15 protein-coding genes are annotated in these 15,661 nt (G+C 69.0%); 9 read left to right on the top strand and 6 right to left on the bottom strand.

Annotation, left to right across the window (positions count from 1 at the left end):
• The first annotated feature begins 47 nt into the window (after positions 1 to 47).
• Positions 48 to 1,010, top strand: coding sequence for a zinc-dependent metalloprotease (locus tag C441_RS00090; protein ID WP_007273240.1), 963 nt, complete (start codon positions 48 to 50; stop codon positions 1,008 to 1,010).
• A gap of 10 nt (positions 1,011 to 1,020) precedes the next feature.
• Here the strand turns inward: C441_RS00090 and C441_RS00085 are convergent, their stop codons facing one another.
• Both C441_RS00085 and C441_RS00080 read right to left on the bottom strand, forming a co-directional pair.
• A complete protein-coding gene (locus tag C441_RS00085) occupies positions 1,021 to 1,248 on the bottom strand; it encodes a hypothetical protein (protein WP_007273239.1) in 228 nt (75 codons plus the stop codon).
• A 103-nt stretch (positions 1,249 to 1,351) separates the two neighbouring features.
• Entirely contained in the window at positions 1,352 to 1,924 is a 573-nt protein-coding gene (locus C441_RS00080; protein WP_007273238.1) for a hypothetical protein, read from the bottom strand.
• Between the two features lie 122 nt (positions 1,925 to 2,046).
• On the opposite strand from C441_RS00080, the gene C441_RS00075 reads away from it, so the two are divergent.
• Positions 2,047 to 4,701 carry an AAA domain-containing protein gene (locus tag C441_RS00075; RefSeq protein WP_007273237.1) on the top strand — a complete coding sequence of 885 codons (2,655 nt, stop codon included), beginning with the start codon at positions 2,047 to 2,049 and terminating at the stop codon, positions 4,699 to 4,701.
• A 48-nt stretch (positions 4,702 to 4,749) separates the two neighbouring features.
• Here the strand turns inward: C441_RS00075 and C441_RS00070 are convergent, their stop codons facing one another.
• Positions 4,750 to 7,506, bottom strand: a complete 2,757-nt coding sequence (locus C441_RS00070) for an ATP-dependent helicase (RefSeq protein ID WP_007273236.1) — start codon at positions 7,504 to 7,506, stop codon at positions 4,750 to 4,752.
• A 103-nt stretch (positions 7,507 to 7,609) separates the two neighbouring features.
• On the opposite strand from C441_RS00070, the gene C441_RS00065 reads away from it, so the two are divergent.
• Positions 7,610 to 8,356 carry an MBL fold metallo-hydrolase gene (locus tag C441_RS00065; RefSeq protein ID WP_004969370.1) on the top strand — a complete coding sequence of 249 codons (747 nt, stop codon included), beginning with the start codon at positions 7,610 to 7,612 and terminating at the stop codon, positions 8,354 to 8,356.
• Between the two features lie 48 nt (positions 8,357 to 8,404).
• Here the strand turns inward: C441_RS00065 and C441_RS00060 are convergent, their stop codons facing one another.
• The 3 genes from C441_RS00060 to C441_RS00050 all read right to left on the bottom strand — a co-directional run bounded on the left by C441_RS00060 (position 8,405) and on the right by C441_RS00050 (position 10,723).
• Complete coding sequence (locus C441_RS00060) at positions 8,405 to 9,151, bottom strand: isopentenyl phosphate kinase (RefSeq protein ID WP_007273235.1); 747 nt, start codon at positions 9,149 to 9,151, stop codon at positions 8,405 to 8,407.
• Complete coding sequence (mvk, locus tag C441_RS00055; protein WP_007273234.1) at positions 9,148 to 10,236, bottom strand: mevalonate kinase; 1,089 nt, start codon at positions 10,234 to 10,236, stop codon at positions 9,148 to 9,150. The genes C441_RS00060 and mvk overlap by 4 nt, the downstream gene beginning before the upstream one ends.
• Positions 10,237 to 10,369: 133 nt before the next feature.
• Entirely contained in the window at positions 10,370 to 10,723 is a 354-nt protein-coding gene (locus C441_RS00050) for a hypothetical protein (protein WP_007273233.1), read from the bottom strand.
• 152 nt (positions 10,724 to 10,875) lie between these two features.
• Here C441_RS00050 and C441_RS00045 point away from each other — a divergent pair, with 152 nt between their 5' ends.
• From C441_RS00045 to C441_RS00020, 6 genes are all read left to right on the top strand, one after another.
• Entirely contained in the window at positions 10,876 to 11,940 is a 1,065-nt protein-coding gene (locus tag C441_RS00045; RefSeq protein ID WP_007273232.1) for a M42 family peptidase, read from the top strand.
• Between the two features lie 96 nt (positions 11,941 to 12,036).
• Positions 12,037 to 12,516 carry a 50S ribosomal protein L11 gene (locus C441_RS00040; RefSeq protein WP_004043005.1) on the top strand — a complete coding sequence of 160 codons (480 nt, stop codon included), beginning with the start codon at positions 12,037 to 12,039 and terminating at the stop codon, positions 12,514 to 12,516.
• Between the two features lie 289 nt (positions 12,517 to 12,805).
• A complete protein-coding gene (locus tag C441_RS00035) occupies positions 12,806 to 13,444 on the top strand; it encodes a 50S ribosomal protein L1 (RefSeq protein WP_004969375.1) in 639 nt (212 codons plus the stop codon).
• Positions 13,441 to 14,490 carry a 50S ribosomal protein L10 gene (locus tag C441_RS00030; RefSeq protein WP_007273231.1) on the top strand — a complete coding sequence of 350 codons (1,050 nt, stop codon included), beginning with the start codon at positions 13,441 to 13,443 and terminating at the stop codon, positions 14,488 to 14,490. Before C441_RS00035 ends, C441_RS00030 begins: the two co-directional genes overlap by 4 nt.
• Before the next feature lie 21 nt (positions 14,491 to 14,511).
• Positions 14,512 to 14,853 carry a 50S ribosomal protein P1 gene (gene rpl12p, locus C441_RS00025; RefSeq protein ID WP_007273230.1) on the top strand — a complete coding sequence of 114 codons (342 nt, stop codon included), beginning with the start codon at positions 14,512 to 14,514 and terminating at the stop codon, positions 14,851 to 14,853.
• Positions 14,854 to 15,040: 187 nt separating this feature from the next.
• Positions 15,041 to 15,661: tripartite tricarboxylate transporter permease (locus C441_RS00020; protein ID WP_007273229.1), on the top strand; the 621-nt coding region annotated here is incomplete at its 3' end.

Genomic DNA, 15,661 nt, shown 5'->3' with positions numbered 1-15,661 from the left:
GAACACCCCGACCGAAGCGTTTTGCGTCCGGCCCGCCACGGTACGGTATGAACCTCTTTCGGAGCGTCAGAGCGGTCGCGGACGCTTCGGCGACCGGCTCCGGTACCATCGACTGGGACGCCGTCACCGAGGCCGCGAAGTCAGCGACCGACCCCGGCTCGCTCGACCTCACGGACGCCGAGCGCGCGGGCTACGCGGCCGACGTTCGCGACGCGCGCGACCGTCTGTCGGCCGTCGCCGAGGTCGAGTTCGACGTGCCCGAGGTCGTCGAAGTCCAGAACCGACACCACTGGATAGACGCGAACGTGGCGACGTTCCGCCGGGTGATGGCCCCGTTCGAAGAACACGGTCCCGCGGTCCTCCCCGGCGTCACGCGCGCGGTCAACACCGGGTCGTTCGCCTTCGTCCTCTCGTTTCTCGGCAACAACGTCCTCGGGCAGTACGACCCGCTTCTCCTCGCCGAGGGCGACGACGACCACGGCCTGTACTTCGTCCACCCGAACATCCGCCGGGTCGCCGACAGCCTCGACGTGGACTACCCGCGGTTCCGCCGCTGGATAGCCTTCCACGAGGTGGCGCACGCCGCGGAGTTCGGCGCGGCCCCGTGGCTCTCGACGCACCTCGAATCGCGGATGCAACGCGGGGTCGACGCCCTCGTCGACGGCGACATCGACCGCGACGCCTTCCGCGAGCTCGACACGGCGATGACGGCCGTCGAGGGCTACGCGGAACTGCTGATGGACCGAGCGTTCGACGACGACTACGAGGACCTCCGCCGGAAACTCGACGAGCGTCGGCAGGGCGGCGGCCCGATCGCGAAACTCGCGCGGCGGCTCCTCGGCCTCGGCCTCAAGCGCCGGCAGTACGAACGCGGCGCTCGCTTCTTCGAGCACGTCGCCGACGAGCGCGGCGTCGCCGCCGCGTCGCGGGTGTGGGACCACCCGGAGAACCTACCGACCGACGCGGAACTGGACGCGCCCGAGCGATGGCTCACGCGGGTGTCGCCCTGAGCGACCGCCTCTACCGGCGGTTCACGGCGGTGAACTCGCGGCTCCACCGTTTCAGGTACCACGTGAGGAGGCCGCCGATGACGAGTCCGGCGACGAGCGCGATTGCGCTCTGAAGGAGCGTCGCGCCCGCCTGCACGGCGACGAGCGCGGCCGACACGCCGACCAGCAGGATAAAGCCGATTTTGAGCCGGTTGTTGGCGAGTCGCGTCTCCTCGTCGCTCATGCTCGAACCGACCATCGTCCCTCCGAACTCGCGCCGTGCGGGGAGTGCCGCGACCGCCCGCCGAGCCTATCGTTCATAGATGAGTAATGGATGTGCGAGGGTTTGAAACCGGTGAATCCTACTGGAAGCCGCGGTCGACGCCGTCGGACTCGATGAGGTCGTCGAGGTCCGACGAGAGCAACTCGTCGGCGTCCGTGAACTCGTCTGCGAGGTCGTCGAGGCGGTCGGGTCGGGCGTCGAACTCGTAGTCCATCGGGCCGAACGCCGGGCTGTCGAGCGCCTCCATCACGTCGGTGAAGAAGTCGTCGGCGGTGGTCGGCGCGTCGGCGTGGACCTTCACGGTCTCTTCGAGTCGCCGCGCCATCGACTCGGCCTGCGACTCGTCTTCGGGCGGTCTTTGGACGGCGAACCGGCCGGCGTCATTCTCGCCGTCGTCGCGCCGACGCGGGAACAGGGGGTCGAGGCCGTCGTCGACGCGGCGGGCGACGCGAGCGCCGACGCCGCGGACCTCGTAGGGGTTCTTGGCGTACGTCTTCAGTTGGTAGACGCCGGCGTCGGGGTGGGCGAGAAAGAGGTCCTCGCCGAGGCTCCGCCGCCGGGTGCCCGCGACGGCCCGCCACGCGTCGGGGTCGCGGTCGCGGCCGTCGTCGACGACCTCCGAGAGGATGTCCTGCCAATCTCTGACGCGCATGGGTGTGCGTACCGCGCGGGAGAGAAAGAGCGTGACGGTCGCGGGGAGTCGCGCACGCGACCCGTCGAACCGCCCGCGCCCCACCGACGGCTATTTGCCCGCGCCTCACCCACGCTTTCGACGTGAACCTTCGCGGTCCGCTCGTCGAGGTCGGCGAGCCGCGCGACGTCGAAACGAAGTACGGCGAGCGCTCGCTGGCGGAGGTGACGCTCCGCCCCGAACGCGGGACCGCAGACCCCGTGACTGTTACCCTCTGGGGGAAGTGGACCCACGCCGCCGAGCACGCCGAACCGGGGATGGACCTGCTCGTCACCGACGCCGAGGAGTCCGAGTATCGCGGCGAAACGACGTACTCGACCGGCTCGGAGTCGTTCGTCGTCGTCGAACCCGACTTCCTCGTGGACGTGACCGACATCCGCTCGTGGGTGCAGTGCTCGCGGATGTACTACCTGAACAAGCTCTCGGGAATCCCGCTGAACTACCCGGTGGTGAAAGGGACTATCGTCCACGACGTGTTCGGCGACCTCCTCCGCGGCCGCGACCTCGAGTCGTCCATCGACGAGCGCATCGACGAGCGCGGCCTCGAACTCGGCCTGCTCGGCCGCGAGGTCGACGAAGTCGCAGACGAGGTGCGCCGCAACGCCGCCGCCATCGAGGGCTGGCTCTCGCAGGGCGTCCTCACCGACGAGGACGAGTGGCGCTCGGAGTACACCCTCATCTCGCCGACGTTCGGCATCAAGGGCCGCGCCGACGCCCTCCGCCGGGGGTCGCCCGTCGAACTCAAGACCGGCAAGAACCTCAACCGCGACCCGCGGTTCCAGGACAAGATTCAGGCCGCCTCCTACGCGCTCATCCTCGAAGAGCGGGGCGTGCCGGTCGACACGGGGACGCTCCTCTACACGAAGAACACGACGCTCGACCGCACCGAGGAGTCCGGCGACCTCTCGCCGGCGAAGGACTTCTCCATCGGCCGCGGCCTCCTCGAATTCGTCGTCCGCACTCGCAACGAAATCGCGGCGATGGAACACGACGCGTCGGTGCCGACCGGCTACGAGGTGAACTCGAAGTGCGAGTACTGCTTCGAGAAGGACACCTGCATGGTCGTCTCCGGCAGACTCGACCAGGAGTCGAAGGCCGGCGCAATCGGGAAGCCGGTCCCCGAGGACGAACGCGACTACTTCGACCGCTTCTACCGCGCCGTCGAGGAAGAACGCCGGTCGGTCCACAACGAGTACCGAAAGCTCTGGGACCAGAGCGCCGAGGAGCGCGCCGCCGACGACCGGGCGCTCATCGGCCTCGAACCCCTCGGCCAGACGGAGCGCCCCGACGGCACGTGGGAACTCCGGGCGAAGCAGACCGACGACGCGGTGTCGAAGCTCCGCGCGGGCGACGTGGCGCTCGCCAGCGACGGCCACCCCGTCGAGGGCCACGCCGAACTCGCGCGCATCGCCGAACTCGGCGACGAAATCGTCGTCACGACCGACGAACCCGTGCCGCTCCGCCGCCTCGACGTGTACCCCTCCGAACTCACCGTCGACCGCCTGCTCACCTCCCTCCACGACGCGGTGCTCAAGGGCTCGCCCGACCGGAAAGACGTGCTGTTCGGCCGCCGCGACCCCGAGTTTGCGGACCGCTCTGCGGGTCGCACGTTCATCGACAACAACGACGCGCAGGACGACGCGGTGCGCCTCGCGGTCGACGCCGACGACCTCGCGCTCATCCACGGGCCGCCGGGGACGGGCAAGACTTACACCATCGCCCGCACCATCCGCGCGCTCGTCGAGGACGGCAACCGCGTCCTCCTTTCGGCGTTTACGAACCGCGCGGTCGACAACGCGCTCGAAGCCCTGCGCGACCAAGGCTTCGAAGATATCGTTCGCGTCGGCACCGAATCGGGCGTCCGCGAGGACATGCAGGACGTTCGGCTCTCGCGGAGCGGCGACCCGAACGCGCTCGCCGCCGCCCTTCACGACGCGCCGGTCGTCGCCGCGACCACCGCCTCCTGCGGGTCGCGCGTGATGCGCGAGCAGTCGTTCGACGCGGCGCTCGTCGACGAGGCGTCGCAGATAACCGAACCGGGGACGCTCGCCGCCGTCAACCTCGCCGACCGGTTCGTCCTCGTCGGCGACCACAAACAGCTTCCGCCGGTCGTCCGCGCCGAAAACGACCTCCAGCAATCGCTGTTCCAGCGGCTCATCGAAACCTACCCCGACGCCTCGGTCATGCTCGACCGCCAGTACCGAATGTCCCAGCGGATTCAGGCGTTCGCCTCCAAGGAGTTCTACGACGGCGCGCTCCGCCCGGCCACGGGGGCCGTCGCGGCTCAGCACCTCCGCGACCTCGGCGTCGACACCGCGGACCTCCCCGCCGAACTCGCGGACCAAGTCTCCTTCGTCGACCCCGACGGCCGGCGCGTCGGCAACACGAATCCCGTCGAGGCAGACCGCGTGGCCGAGGTCGTCGCCGCCTACGAGGCCGCCGGCGTCGACACCGACGACATCGGCGTCATCGCGCCGTTCCGGGCGCAAGTCGCCGAGATCTCCCGCCGAACCGACGCGACCGTCGACACGGTCGACCGATTCCAGGGCTCCTCGAAGGAGGTCATCGTCGTCTCCTTCGTCGCCACCGGCGAGTTGGACGGCCCGCTGTTCGAGGACCACCGCCGCATCAACGTCGCCCTCACGCGGGCGAAGAAGGCGCTGTGTCTCGTCGGCGACGCCGACGCGCTCGAATCCGACCCGTTCTACGACCGGATGCTCGCGTGGGCGCGCCGGTAGGACGTCTCGGCGGCGCACCGACCGTCGTCCCGTCGCCCTGTCGCCCCGTCAGCTCACGTCGATGCCGAGGTCCGCCTCGTCGTCGCCGATTTCGGCTTTGACGCGCTCGTGGAACTCTCTGAGCGCCGCGCTCTCGTCTTCGGCGAGGACCACGTCGCTCGCGGTCAGCGTGGCGAGGCCGAACGCCCGCGGCGTCGGCGACGAGACCTGGTGGCCGACCACGTCCACGTCGCCCGCCCGAATCGCCGCGACCGCGTCCTCGATGGCGGCGAGGTTCAGCTTGTCTTCGAGAATCTCGCGGTAGGTCTCTACCATCACCGCGAACTCGTCGAGGTCCTGGGCGAACGACAGCAACATCTCCGAGGAGACCTGCTGTTGGGCGGCGGACTTCTCGTAGCCCTTGTAGCGCTTGAGAATCATGAGCGAGCGCGTCGCGTTGATGCGGAAGTAGCGCTTCAGGAGGTCGGTGCCGTCGAGGGCGGCCCGCAGGTCGTCCTCGACTTCCTCGGGGGAGAGGTCGCGGAGGACGCCCGCGAGGTCGACTTTTCGGTTGAGCGGCATCGACAGCGAAAAGCCGTTGTCTGCGACGGCGACCTGCACGTTCGCGTTCGTCCGGCGGGCCGCGTGGTACGCGAGGAGCCGCGAGAGACCGTCGTTGAACCGCCGGCCGTAGGTGCAGTGGACGTAGAAGTGCCGGCGGTAGGTGTCGCGGTCGAGTTCGGTCTCCACGACGAGTCTGTCGGGCGTCGCCACGCTCTCGGGGCCGGCGTACCTGACCTGCTCGTCGAACATCCGCGTGACGGCGCGGACGCTGTTCTCGTCGAGCGGGAACTCCCGGAGCCACGACCTGACGGCGGGCGCGCCGCCGGCGTCGAGTCGGGCCACGAGGTCGGCCTGAAACGCCGCGAGTTCGCGGCCGAGGTCGTACGAAAGCGGCAGGCGCTCGGAGAACCACGAGGGGACCGTCGGGCGCTGGGCGGTGCGGTCGACGTACACCTTCGACCCGCGGCGGTAGCGGTACGCGAAGTGGTCGCCGCCGAGGACGAACACGTCGCCTTTCTCCAGCGTGTCGAGGTAGCCCTCGTCGAGCGTGCCGACCCACTGGTCGGCCCCGCGGACCAGCACGTCGCAGGTGAAGGAATCGGGAATCGTGCCGATGTTTGTCATGTAGATGACGCGGGCCATCCGACCGCGTTTGCCGATGAGCGGCTCGCCGACGGGGTACTCCTCGTAGTGGTGTTCGCCGTCCGGCGGGTCGTTGGTGTCGCGCCAGATTTTCGCGTAGACGTTTTTGTCTTCGAGGCCGTCGTAGTCGGCCGTGAGATAGCGGAACAGGCGCTCGAAGTCGTCGTCGGAGAAGTTCCGATACGGGTAGGCCCGCCGGAGCGTCTCGCGGAGTTCCGACTCGGGGCGGATGGCGTTGATGGCCATCCCGTACACCTGCTGGGCGGCCACGTCGAAGGCGTTCTCGGGGATGAACACCCGGTCGACGAAGCCCGACTCGGCCTTCGAGAGCATCACCGCGCACTCGACGAGTTCGTCCCTGTCGAGGGCGATGACGCGTCCCTCGACCGTCTGGCCGAGCTGGTGGCCGGCACGGCCGACCCGCTGGAGGAGCGCGGCGACCGACTTGGGGGAGCCGACCTGCACGACGAGGTCGATGTGGGGCATGTCGATGCCGAGTTCGAGGCTCGTGGAGGTGGTGACGACGCGCAACTCGCCGGCTTTTAGCTTCGACTCTATCTCCTGTCTGCGCTCTTTCGAGAGGCTCCCGTGGTGACAGCCAGAGTTGGATTCGTCGATGTCGTCGAACTCCTCGCGGAGGTTGTGGAGGACGCGCTCCGCGCCCGACCGCGTGTTGGTGAACACGAGCGTGTTCGTGTGCGAGGCCACGAGGTCGTGCAGGCGGTCGTAAAACCGATTCTGGACCTCGCTTCGGGGCGTCCGAATCAGGTCGTCGGTCGGACACTCCAGTCGGACGTCGAAGTCGCGGACGAACCGCGTGTCCACGAGTTCGTAGTCACGGGGCTCGCCGTCCTCGCAACCGACGAGGAACTCCGCGACCGTGTCGAGCGGTTCGACAGTGGCCGAACAGCCGATGCGCGTCGGCGACGACTCGGCGAGGTCTTCCAGTCGCTCCAGCGACACCGACAGGTGGGTGCCGCGTTTGTTCTCCGCGAGGCTGTGAATCTCGTCGACGACGACGTACTCGACGGTTCGGAGCTTCTCTTTGAACTTCGGCGAGTTGAGCAGAATCGCCAGCGTCTCGGGCGTCGTGTTGAGGATGTGCGGCGTCTCAGACAGCATCTTCTGGCGGTCCGCAGAGGAGGTGTCACCGTGGCGGATGGCGTGTCTGATGTCCACCGTCTCGCCGCGGCCCTCGGCGATGTCGGCGATGCCCGAAAGCGGCTCGGTCAGGTTCCGGTGGATGTCGTTGGCGAGCGACTTCAGCGGCGAGACGTAGAGGCAGTACACCGAGTTGTCGAGGCCGTCGGGCGACTCCCGGTCGCGGCGGAACAGTTCGTTGATGATGGCGGTGAAGGAGGCGAGCGTCTTGCCCGACCCCGTCGGCGCGCAGATGAGGGCGTTGTCGCCGTCGTGGATGTGCGGGATGGCCCCGCGTTGCGGCGGGGTGAAAAAGCCGCCGTTGTCGGGGACGAACTCGCCGAATCGGTCGACCCACCACTCTTGGACGGCGGGCTCCAGCAGGTCGAGGACGTCCTCGTCGGCGACCGACACCGACTCGGGGTCGAACTCGTAGTCGCCGCCTCTCGACGCGAGAAGCGAGCGGCCGCGCCGGGTCATTACCTCGGGGTTAGCCCGCGCGGGTATGAGGGTTGTGCCTGTGTCCGCGGCGGCCGCCCCGGCGAGCACAAGGACTAACGCCGCCGCCGTGGTAGATCTGCGCATGCGCGTCACGTTCCTCGGCACCGGCAGTGCGATGCCCGTCACCGGCCGCGCCCAGACCGGTCTCCTCCTCGAATCGGACGGTAACGCCCTCCTCGTGGACTGCGGGTCGGGCGTCCTCGCCCGACTCGCCGAGACGGAGGTCGGCTACGAGGGGGTCTCGTCGGTCCTCCTCACGCACCACCACCTCGACCACGTGTCGGACCTCATGGCGCTCGTGAAAGCCCGGTGGCTCGCCGGCGCTGACAGCCTCGAAATCGTCGGCCCGGAGGGGACCGAGACGCTCGTCGAGGGACTGTTCGACGTCCACGACTACCTGCGGGGCCGCCTCGACGTGCAGATTCGGGAGGTCGGCCCGACCGAGTTCGGCATCGCCGGCTTCGACGTGATGGGATTCGAGGTCCGCCACTCGATGCCGACGCTCGCCTACCGCTTCAGCAACGAGCGTGGCGAGGCCGACTTCGTCTTCTCCGGGGACACCGAGGCGTTCTCGGCCCTCGGCGACTTCGCCGACGGCGCGAGCGTCCTCGCGCACGACTGCTCGTTCCCCGACGACGTGGACGTGTCGAACCACCCGACGCCGTCGCAGGTGGGCGAGGCGCTCGCCGGGCGGGACATCGACTCGGTCTACCTGACGCATCTCTACCCGCACGCCGACCGTGTCACCGACGACCTCCGGGCGAGCGTGAGCGACCGCTTCGACGGCGAGGTCCGAGTCGCAGAAGACGGGCTGGTCGTCGAACTCTGAGCCTGACACTGAGCCCGAGTCCGAATCCGAGCCCGAGTCCGACGCCGACTACTCCCCGCGGATGACGGTCCCCGGCGACTCGCCGGCGACGAACGCCGACAGTCCCTCGGGGCCGAAGACGTGCGCCGGCGCGCCGAGCGCGAGCAGTTTTCTGACCTTCGCGGCCATGCCGCCGGTCACGTCGGTGGAGTCCGACCCGCCGAGCGCGTCGGCCGCGTCCGCGAACGCCGTAATCTCGGGAATCACGTCGCCGTCGGCGTCGAGCACGCCGGGAACGGTCGAACAGAGGCCGACGCGGTCCGCGCCGAGGCCGGACGCGAGCGATACCACGAGGTCGTCGCCGCTGACGATGGTCGCGCCCTTGCCCGCGTGCGCGATGACATCTCCGTGGAGGACCGGGACGAAGCCCTCGTCGAGCATCGTTTCGGTCGCCGCGAGGGGAAGCAACAGCGAGCCGTCGGTCTCGCGCGCGCCGGCCGAAAGCGGGTGGACCGGCAGGGCCGCGACGCCGCGGTCCGCGAGGGCGTCGAGGACGGCGTCGTTGAGGCGTTTCATCGCGTCGTGGATGGCGCGCACGCCGCGGGCGTCGTGACTGCCGGTCTCCGATGAGACGCCGTGTTCGGCGGCGTGGTGGTGGCCGAAGCTCCCGCCGCCGTGAACGACGACGACGCGGCCCGACTCGGCGAGGGTCGCGACCGCGTCCGCGGCGGCCGCCAGCCCCGCCTCGTCGACGGTCTCCGGTTCGTCCTTGTCGGTGACGACGCTCCCGCCGAGTTTGAGGACGACGAGGCTCACGCCGAGTCAGCCCCCGTGTGTTCTCCGTCTCCAGCGCGCTCGGCCTCGCCCTCGGCGTCCGCTTCGGGCGGCACCTCGACCCTGACGCCCTCGGTGGCGAGTTCGGCGCGGAAGGCGTCCTCGCAACCGGGGGTGAATCGGAGCGCGGTCTGGGTCTCGGGCGTCGGGTCCAGAGAGACGATACAGCCGCCGCCGCCAGCGCCCGTCAGCTTCGCGCCGTACGCGCCGGCCTCGCGGGCGGCCCACACCATCGAGTCCAGCGAGCGCGAGGAGACGCCGAGGGCCTCCAGCAGGCCGTGGTTGAAGTTCATGAAGCGGCCGAGTTCGGAGAGGAGTTCCTCGGGCGCGTCGTCGGCGTCGGGGTCCGCCTCGGCCAGCAGTTCCTCGCCCCGGCGCACGATGTCGCCGACGGTCGAGACGGTGTCGGCGGCGAAGTCGTACTCCTCGCGGAGCGCGCGGACGCCGGAGACGAGCGCGCCGGTGTCGCCCGCGCCGCCGTCGAAGCCGATGACGAACGGGAGCGGCGGCGCGTCGATGGTCCGGCAGTCGTCGCCCTCGACGCGGACGGCCCCGCCCATCGCCGAACAGAAGGTGTCGGCGCGGGACGCCTGTCCGTCTTGGACCTCGTGTTCGGCTTGGTAGGCATGTTCCGCGATTTCGCGGGGCGCGAGTTCGACGCCGAGTTCGCGGGTCGCGGCGTCGATGCCGGCGACGACAACCGCCGCGGAGGAACCGAGGCCGGCCCCCAGCGGGATGTCGCTTTCGACGGTGATGTCGAAGCCGGCGTCGGGCGCGTCGGCGGCGTCGCGGGCCTGGTCGACCGCGGCGTCGATGTAGCCCATCGCGGCCTCCACGAGCGGTGCCGGAACGTCCACGTCGGGCCGGTCGCCGGTCGAGCCGCGGTACTCGACGGTGAAGCCGTTGAGACTCAGGTCCTCGGCGCGGACGCGGACGTGGTCGTCGTCGCGGGCGGAGACGGTGACGGTCGCCCGGCGCTCGACCGCGCAGGGGACCGCCGGCTCGCCGTAGACGACTGCGTGCTCCCCGAACAGATACACCTTGCCGGGAGCGCTCGAAACGGTCATACTCCGGAGTTGCTACGGGATTCGCTTAAGGGTATCCGACTGCGGTCGAACCCGGCGGCGGGCATCGAGGATAGGGGCCGGTGGAAACAGTCGGTGACACGGCCGCGGAAAAACGGTGTTCGGAGCCGTCGGCTCAGGCGTCGATTTCGACTTCGCCGCGCTCCTCGTCGGCGTCGTCGTCGAGGTCGGTCAGCTCGTCGAGGTCGTCGTCGCCGCCGCGGATGTAGCGGACCGCCGCCGCGATGCCGACGAGCAGGACCAGCCCGACGAGAAGCCCCAGTCCGGAGCGGCCGCCCGACTCGTCCGACTCGGCGTCGTCGAGCTCGTCGCGTTCGTCGGCGTCGAACTCGGCGTCGTAGTCGTCGTACGATTCGTCGTCGGCTTCGAGTTCCGCGTCGCCGCGCTTGGAGAAAAGCGGCGAACTGTTGGTCGGGCTGAACTCGAATCCGTCGTGCAGGTGGACCTCGAAGAGGGTGAAGTCGGCCATATCCATCAGTACGCTCACAAGATGGATATGCCTTGTGGCGACGGGTCGATGCGGGTCGCCGCGGGACGCCGTGCGCGGAGACGACCGACCGGCTTCCGGTGGGGTGTGCTGGATTCGCTGTGTTCTTGTCCCGCCGCCCGCGAACGTCCCGTATGGACGACGACCGACGCGCCTTCCTCGAAGACCTGCTCACCACACCCAGTCCGTCCGGCTACGAGGTCGCCGGCCAGCGCGTGTGGGTGGACTACGTCTCGCAGTTCGCCGACGACGTGACGGTCGACGACTACGGCAACGCCGTCGCGGTCCACGAGGGAACCGGCGGGGGCCCCGAAATCGCCTTCACCGGCCACGCAGACCAAATCGGCTACATCGTCCGCGACATCGACGACGACGGCTTCGTCCGCATCGGCCCCATCGGCGGCGCGGACCGCACCGTCTCGAAGGGCCAGCACGTGACGGTCCACGGCGACGACGGCGACGTGGCGGGCGTCATCGGCCAGACGGCCATCCACCTCCGCGACGTGGGGAGCGAGGAGTACGACGACCTCGAAGAGCAGTTCGTCGACATCGGCGCGACGAGCAAGGGCGACGCGAAGGACCACGTCGAAGTCGGCGACCCCGTGACGGTCGAAGCGCGGGTCCGCGACCTCGCGGGCGACCGCGTCGCGGCCAACGGGATGGACAACCGCGTCGGCACGTGGTCGGCCGCGGAGGGCCTCCGCGCCGCCGTCGAGGCCGACGTGGCCGCGACGGTGTACGCCGTCAGCACCGTCCAAGAGGAAGTCGGCGTGCAGGGCGCGAAGATGGTCGGCTACGACCTCGACCCCGACGCGATGGTCGCCGTCGACGTGACTCACGCGACGGACAACCCCGACGTGCCCGGAAAGCGCAAAGGCCCCGTCGAACTCGGCGAGGGTCCGGTCGTCTCCCGCGGGAGCGCGAACCACCCGAGCGTCGTCGCGCTCGCCCGCGACGCGGCCGCGGAGGCCGACATCGGCGTGCAGTTGCAGGCCGCCGGCGTCCGCACGGGCACCGACGCGGACGCCTTCTACACGAGTCGCTCCGGCATCCCCTCGCTCAACATCGGCATCCCGAACCGCTACATGCACACGCCCGTGGAGGTCGTCTCCACGAGCGACCTCGACGACGTGGCCGAACTCCTCGGGTCGATGGCCGCGCTCGCGGGCGGCGTGGACTCGTTCGGCGTCGAACTGTAAGCGGGCGGACGGCGGCCCCGCGAGCTGTGCGTAGTTGTCGCATACGGCTCCGGGCGAAAGAAAACCGTTAAAAGTCGCCACACGGTGTTTCCACGTATGGCTGGAACTATCGAAGTACTCGTTCCCGGCGGGAAGGCGAACCCCGGTCCGCCGCTCGGCCCGGAACTCGGCCCGACCCCTGTCGACGTGCAGGACGTCGTCAACGACATCAACGACCAGACGGCGGCCTTCGACGGCATGGAAGTCCCCGTCACCGTCGAGTACGACGACGACGGCTCGTTCAGCATCGAGGTCGGCGTCCCGCCGACGGCGGCGCTCATCAAGGACGAAGTCGGATTCGACACCGGAAGCGGCGAACCCCAGGAGAACTTCGTCGCCGACATGTCCATCGAACAGCTGAAGAAGGTCGCAGAGCAGAAGTCCTCTGACCTGCTCTCGTACGACCTCAAGAACGCCTCGAAGGAAGTCGCCGGGACGTGTGCGTCCCTCGGCGTCACCATCGAAGGCGAAGACGCCCGCACGTTCAAACAGCGCATCGACGGCGGCGACTTCGACGACTACTTCGACGACGAGTAATCGTCTCGGACCCGCCTCGGCGGTTCGAACCGCCCTTTCCGTCGGGCCGAGCGACTCGGCCCGCTTTCTTCTCTCCACCGACCCGACCGCGCCGGAGCGACCCCCATATCGCTCGCGTGCTCGCCAGCCCGCATGTGTGGCTGTGGCACGCGAAACCCCCGAATTCGGGTGTTTCGGCTCCCGTAGTTCGACGGACTTAAGTTGAGCCTACTCGTCCTGCCGGATGAGGCAGGCAGTAGCCTGTTTCACTGACCCGTAGGAGCAATCCTGCGTACTACGGAGGTGAATAATGGCAGACACAATAGTTGACGCAGTCTCTCGCGCACTCGACGAGGCACCCGGGCGGAACTTCCGCGAAACGGTTGACCTCGCCGTGAACTTGCGAGACTTAGATCTTAACGACCCGTCGAAGCGTGTCGACGAGAGCATCGTGCTCCCGTCTGGCACCGGCCAGGACACCCAGATTGTGGTGTTCGCGACCGGTGAAACCGCGCTCCGCGCAGAGGATGTCGCCGACGAAGTTCTCGGGCCCGATGAGCTCGAAGACTTCGGCGACGACACCGATGCGGCGAAAGACCTTGCCGACGAGACCGACTTCTTCGTTGCCGAGGCTGGACTGATGCAGGACATCGGTCGCTACCTCGGTACCGTGCTCGGTCCCCGTGGTAAGATGCCGACCCCGCTTCAGCCCGACGACGACGTCGTCGAGACGGTGAACCGGATGAAGAACACGGTGCAGCTCCGCTCGCGTGACCGTCGTACGTTCCACACGCGCGTCGGCGCAGACGACATGACGCCCGACGAGATCGCGGAGAACATCGACGTCATCGTCCGTCGTCTCGAAGCGACGCTCGAAAAGGGCCCGCTCAACATCGACTCCGTCTACGTGAAGACGACGATGGGGCCGTCCGTGGAGGTGCCCGCATGAGCGAATCCGAGGTCCGGCAGACCGAGGTCATCCCACAGTGGAAGCGTGAAGAGGTCGACGAGCTCGTCGACTTCATCGAATCCTACGAATCCGTCGGCGTCGTCGGCGTCGCGGGCATCCCGAGCCGCCAGCTTCAGGCCATGCGCCGCGAGCTTCACGGCTCGGCCGCGGTGCGCATGAGCCGTAACACGCTCGCGAACCGCGCGCTCGACGAAGTCAACGACGGCTTCGAGGAACTCAAGGAGTACATCGCCGGGCAGGTCGCCCTCATCGGCACGAACGACAACCCGTTCGCCCTGTACAAGGAGCTCGAGGCGTCGAAGACGCCCGCGCCCATCAACGCCGGTGAAGTCGCCCCGAACGACATCGTCATCCCCGAGGGTGACACCGGTGTCGACCCGGGTCCGTTCGTCGGCGAACTCCAGCAGGTCGGGGCGTCCGCCCGCATCATGGACGGCTCGATCAAGGTGACGGAAGACTCCAACGTCCTTTCGGCGGGCGAGGAAGTCTCCGAGGAACTCGCGAACGTCCTGGCGGAACTCGGCATCGAGCCCAAGGAGGTCGGTCTCGACCTCCGCGGCGTCTTCTCCGAAGGCGTCCTGTTCGAGCCCGACGAACTCGCCATCGACGTGGACGAGTACCGCGCCGACATCCAGTCGGCCGTCTCCGCCGCGACGAACCTCTCTGTCAACGCGGTCTACCCGACCGCCCAGACCGCGCCGACGCTCATCGCCAAGGCGACGAGCGAGGCCAAGGCCGTCGGTCTGTTCGCCAACATCGAGAGCCCGGACTTCATGCCCGAGCTCATCTCGAAGGCGGACGCCCAGCTTCGGGCGCTCGCGGCGAACATCGACGACGAAGAGGCGCTTCCCGAGGAACTCCGCGGCGTGTCCGCGGCTGACACGGGTGCCGCCGAGGAAGAAGAATCGACTGACGAAGAAACAGCGGACGCCGACGAGGCAGACGCCGACGCCGACGACGCCGCCGCCGAAGACGACGGCGACGACGACGAAGACGCTGGCGACGCCCTCGGCTCCCTGTTCTAACAACACACAAGGTACACAACAATGGAATACGTCTACGCTGCGCTCATCCTGAACGAGTCGGACGAAGAGGTCAACGAAGAGAACATCACCGCGGTCCTCGAGGCCGCCGGTGTCGATGTCGAAGAATCCCGTGTCAAGGCGCTCGTCGCCGCGCTCGAGGACGTCGACATCGAAGAGGCCATCGAGACGGCCGCCGCCGCCCCCGCGCCCGCCGCGGGCGGTTCCGCCGGTGGCGAGGTCGAGGCCGCTGACGACGACGACGAGGAAGACGCCGAAGAAGAGGCCGCCGACGAAGGCGGCGACGACGACGACGACGAAGACGAAGAGGCCGACGGCGAGGGCCTCGGCGCGCTCTTCGGCTAACTCCCGCGAGACCCCGCCGCGTCCGCGGCGACGCTCGCTTCGAAACTCCGATTTCTTTCGATGTAACCCGCCAGCGACGGCGTCGGCCGCACGCCCGCCGACTCGGATACAGGCCACGGCGCAGTCGCCGTCAGCGTCGGCGCCGAGCGCGTAGCTTCATACCGGAAGCCGCGGCCACTGCGGCGCGATGGTCGTCATTGGCGGCGCGGTCGTCTCCCTCCTCGGCCGAGCGGCGACGCTCGCGGCTCCCGCCGCGGCCGACCCGACGGTCGCCGCCCTCCTCGGCGTGGCCGTCGGCGTCCTCCTCGGGACCTGCTCGGGGCTGGTCCCGGGTCTCCACGCCAACGCCTTCGCCCTGCTTCTCGCCGGCGTCGCGTCCGAGTTCCCCGGTCCACCGGTCGCCGTCGCGGCCGCCGTCCTCGCCGCGTCGACGGTTCACACGTTCCTCGACGTGGTGCCGGCGCTGACGCTCGGCGTGCCCGACGCCGCGCTCGCGCCGGGCGCGTTGCCGGCGCACGAACTCGTCCTCGGCGGGCGGGGGCGGGAGGCGCTTCGGCTGTCGGCGCTCGGGAGCGGCGCGGCGCTCTGTCTGGCCGTGCCGGTCGCGGTGCCGCTCACCGACGTGCTGGTCGAGGGCTACCCCGTCGTCCGCGACTACCTGTGGCTGGTGCTCGCGGGCGTCGTCGTCGCGCTCGTCTGGACCGAACCGACCCGACGGGCGACGCTGGCGGCCTGCGTGACCATCGCCGCCTCGACGGGACTCGGGCTCGCCGTCCTCGACCGGTCGTTCGGGGGACCGCTCCCCGCC

Origin of the sequence: Haloferax sulfurifontis ATCC BAA-897, from assembly GCF_000337835.1 — an archaeon.
Lineage (GTDB): Archaea > Halobacteriota > Halobacteria > Halobacteriales > Haloferacaceae > Haloferax > Haloferax denitrificans.
The sequence above is the reverse complement of the archived record's forward strand: the minus strand, read 5'-3'. Positions and strand labels throughout refer to the sequence as shown.

Bases quoted from the DNA above. Each gene is read 5' to 3' on its own strand.
- C441_RS00090 (WP_007273240.1), top strand. From the start codon at position 48: ATGAACCTCTTTCGGAGCGTCAGAGCGGTCGCGGACGCTTCGGCGACC.
- C441_RS00085 (WP_007273239.1), bottom strand. From the start codon at position 1,248: ATGGTCGGTTCGAGCATGAGCGACGAGGAGACGCGACTCGCCAACAAC.
- mvk (WP_007273234.1), bottom strand. From the start codon at position 10,236: ATGACCGTTTCGAGCGCTCCCGGCAAGGTGTATCTGTTCGGGGAGCAC.
- C441_RS00080 (WP_007273238.1), bottom strand. From the start codon at position 1,924: ATGCGCGTCAGAGATTGGCAGGACATCCTCTCGGAGGTCGTCGACGAC.
- C441_RS00065 (WP_004969370.1), top strand. From the start codon at position 7,610: ATGCGCGTCACGTTCCTCGGCACCGGCAGTGCGATGCCCGTCACCGGC.
- rpl12p (WP_007273230.1), top strand. From the start codon at position 14,512: ATGGAATACGTCTACGCTGCGCTCATCCTGAACGAGTCGGACGAAGAG.
- C441_RS00030 (WP_007273231.1), top strand. From the start codon at position 13,441: ATGAGCGAATCCGAGGTCCGGCAGACCGAGGTCATCCCACAGTGGAAG.
- C441_RS00035 (WP_004969375.1), top strand. From the start codon at position 12,806: ATGGCAGACACAATAGTTGACGCAGTCTCTCGCGCACTCGACGAGGCA.
- C441_RS00050 (WP_007273233.1), bottom strand. From the start codon at position 10,723: ATGGCCGACTTCACCCTCTTCGAGGTCCACCTGCACGACGGATTCGAG.
- C441_RS00070 (WP_007273236.1), bottom strand. From the start codon at position 7,506: ATGACCCGGCGCGGCCGCTCGCTTCTCGCGTCGAGAGGCGGCGACTAC.
- C441_RS00040 (WP_004043005.1), top strand. From the start codon at position 12,037: ATGGCTGGAACTATCGAAGTACTCGTTCCCGGCGGGAAGGCGAACCCC.
- C441_RS00045 (WP_007273232.1), top strand. From the start codon at position 10,876: ATGGACGACGACCGACGCGCCTTCCTCGAAGACCTGCTCACCACACCC.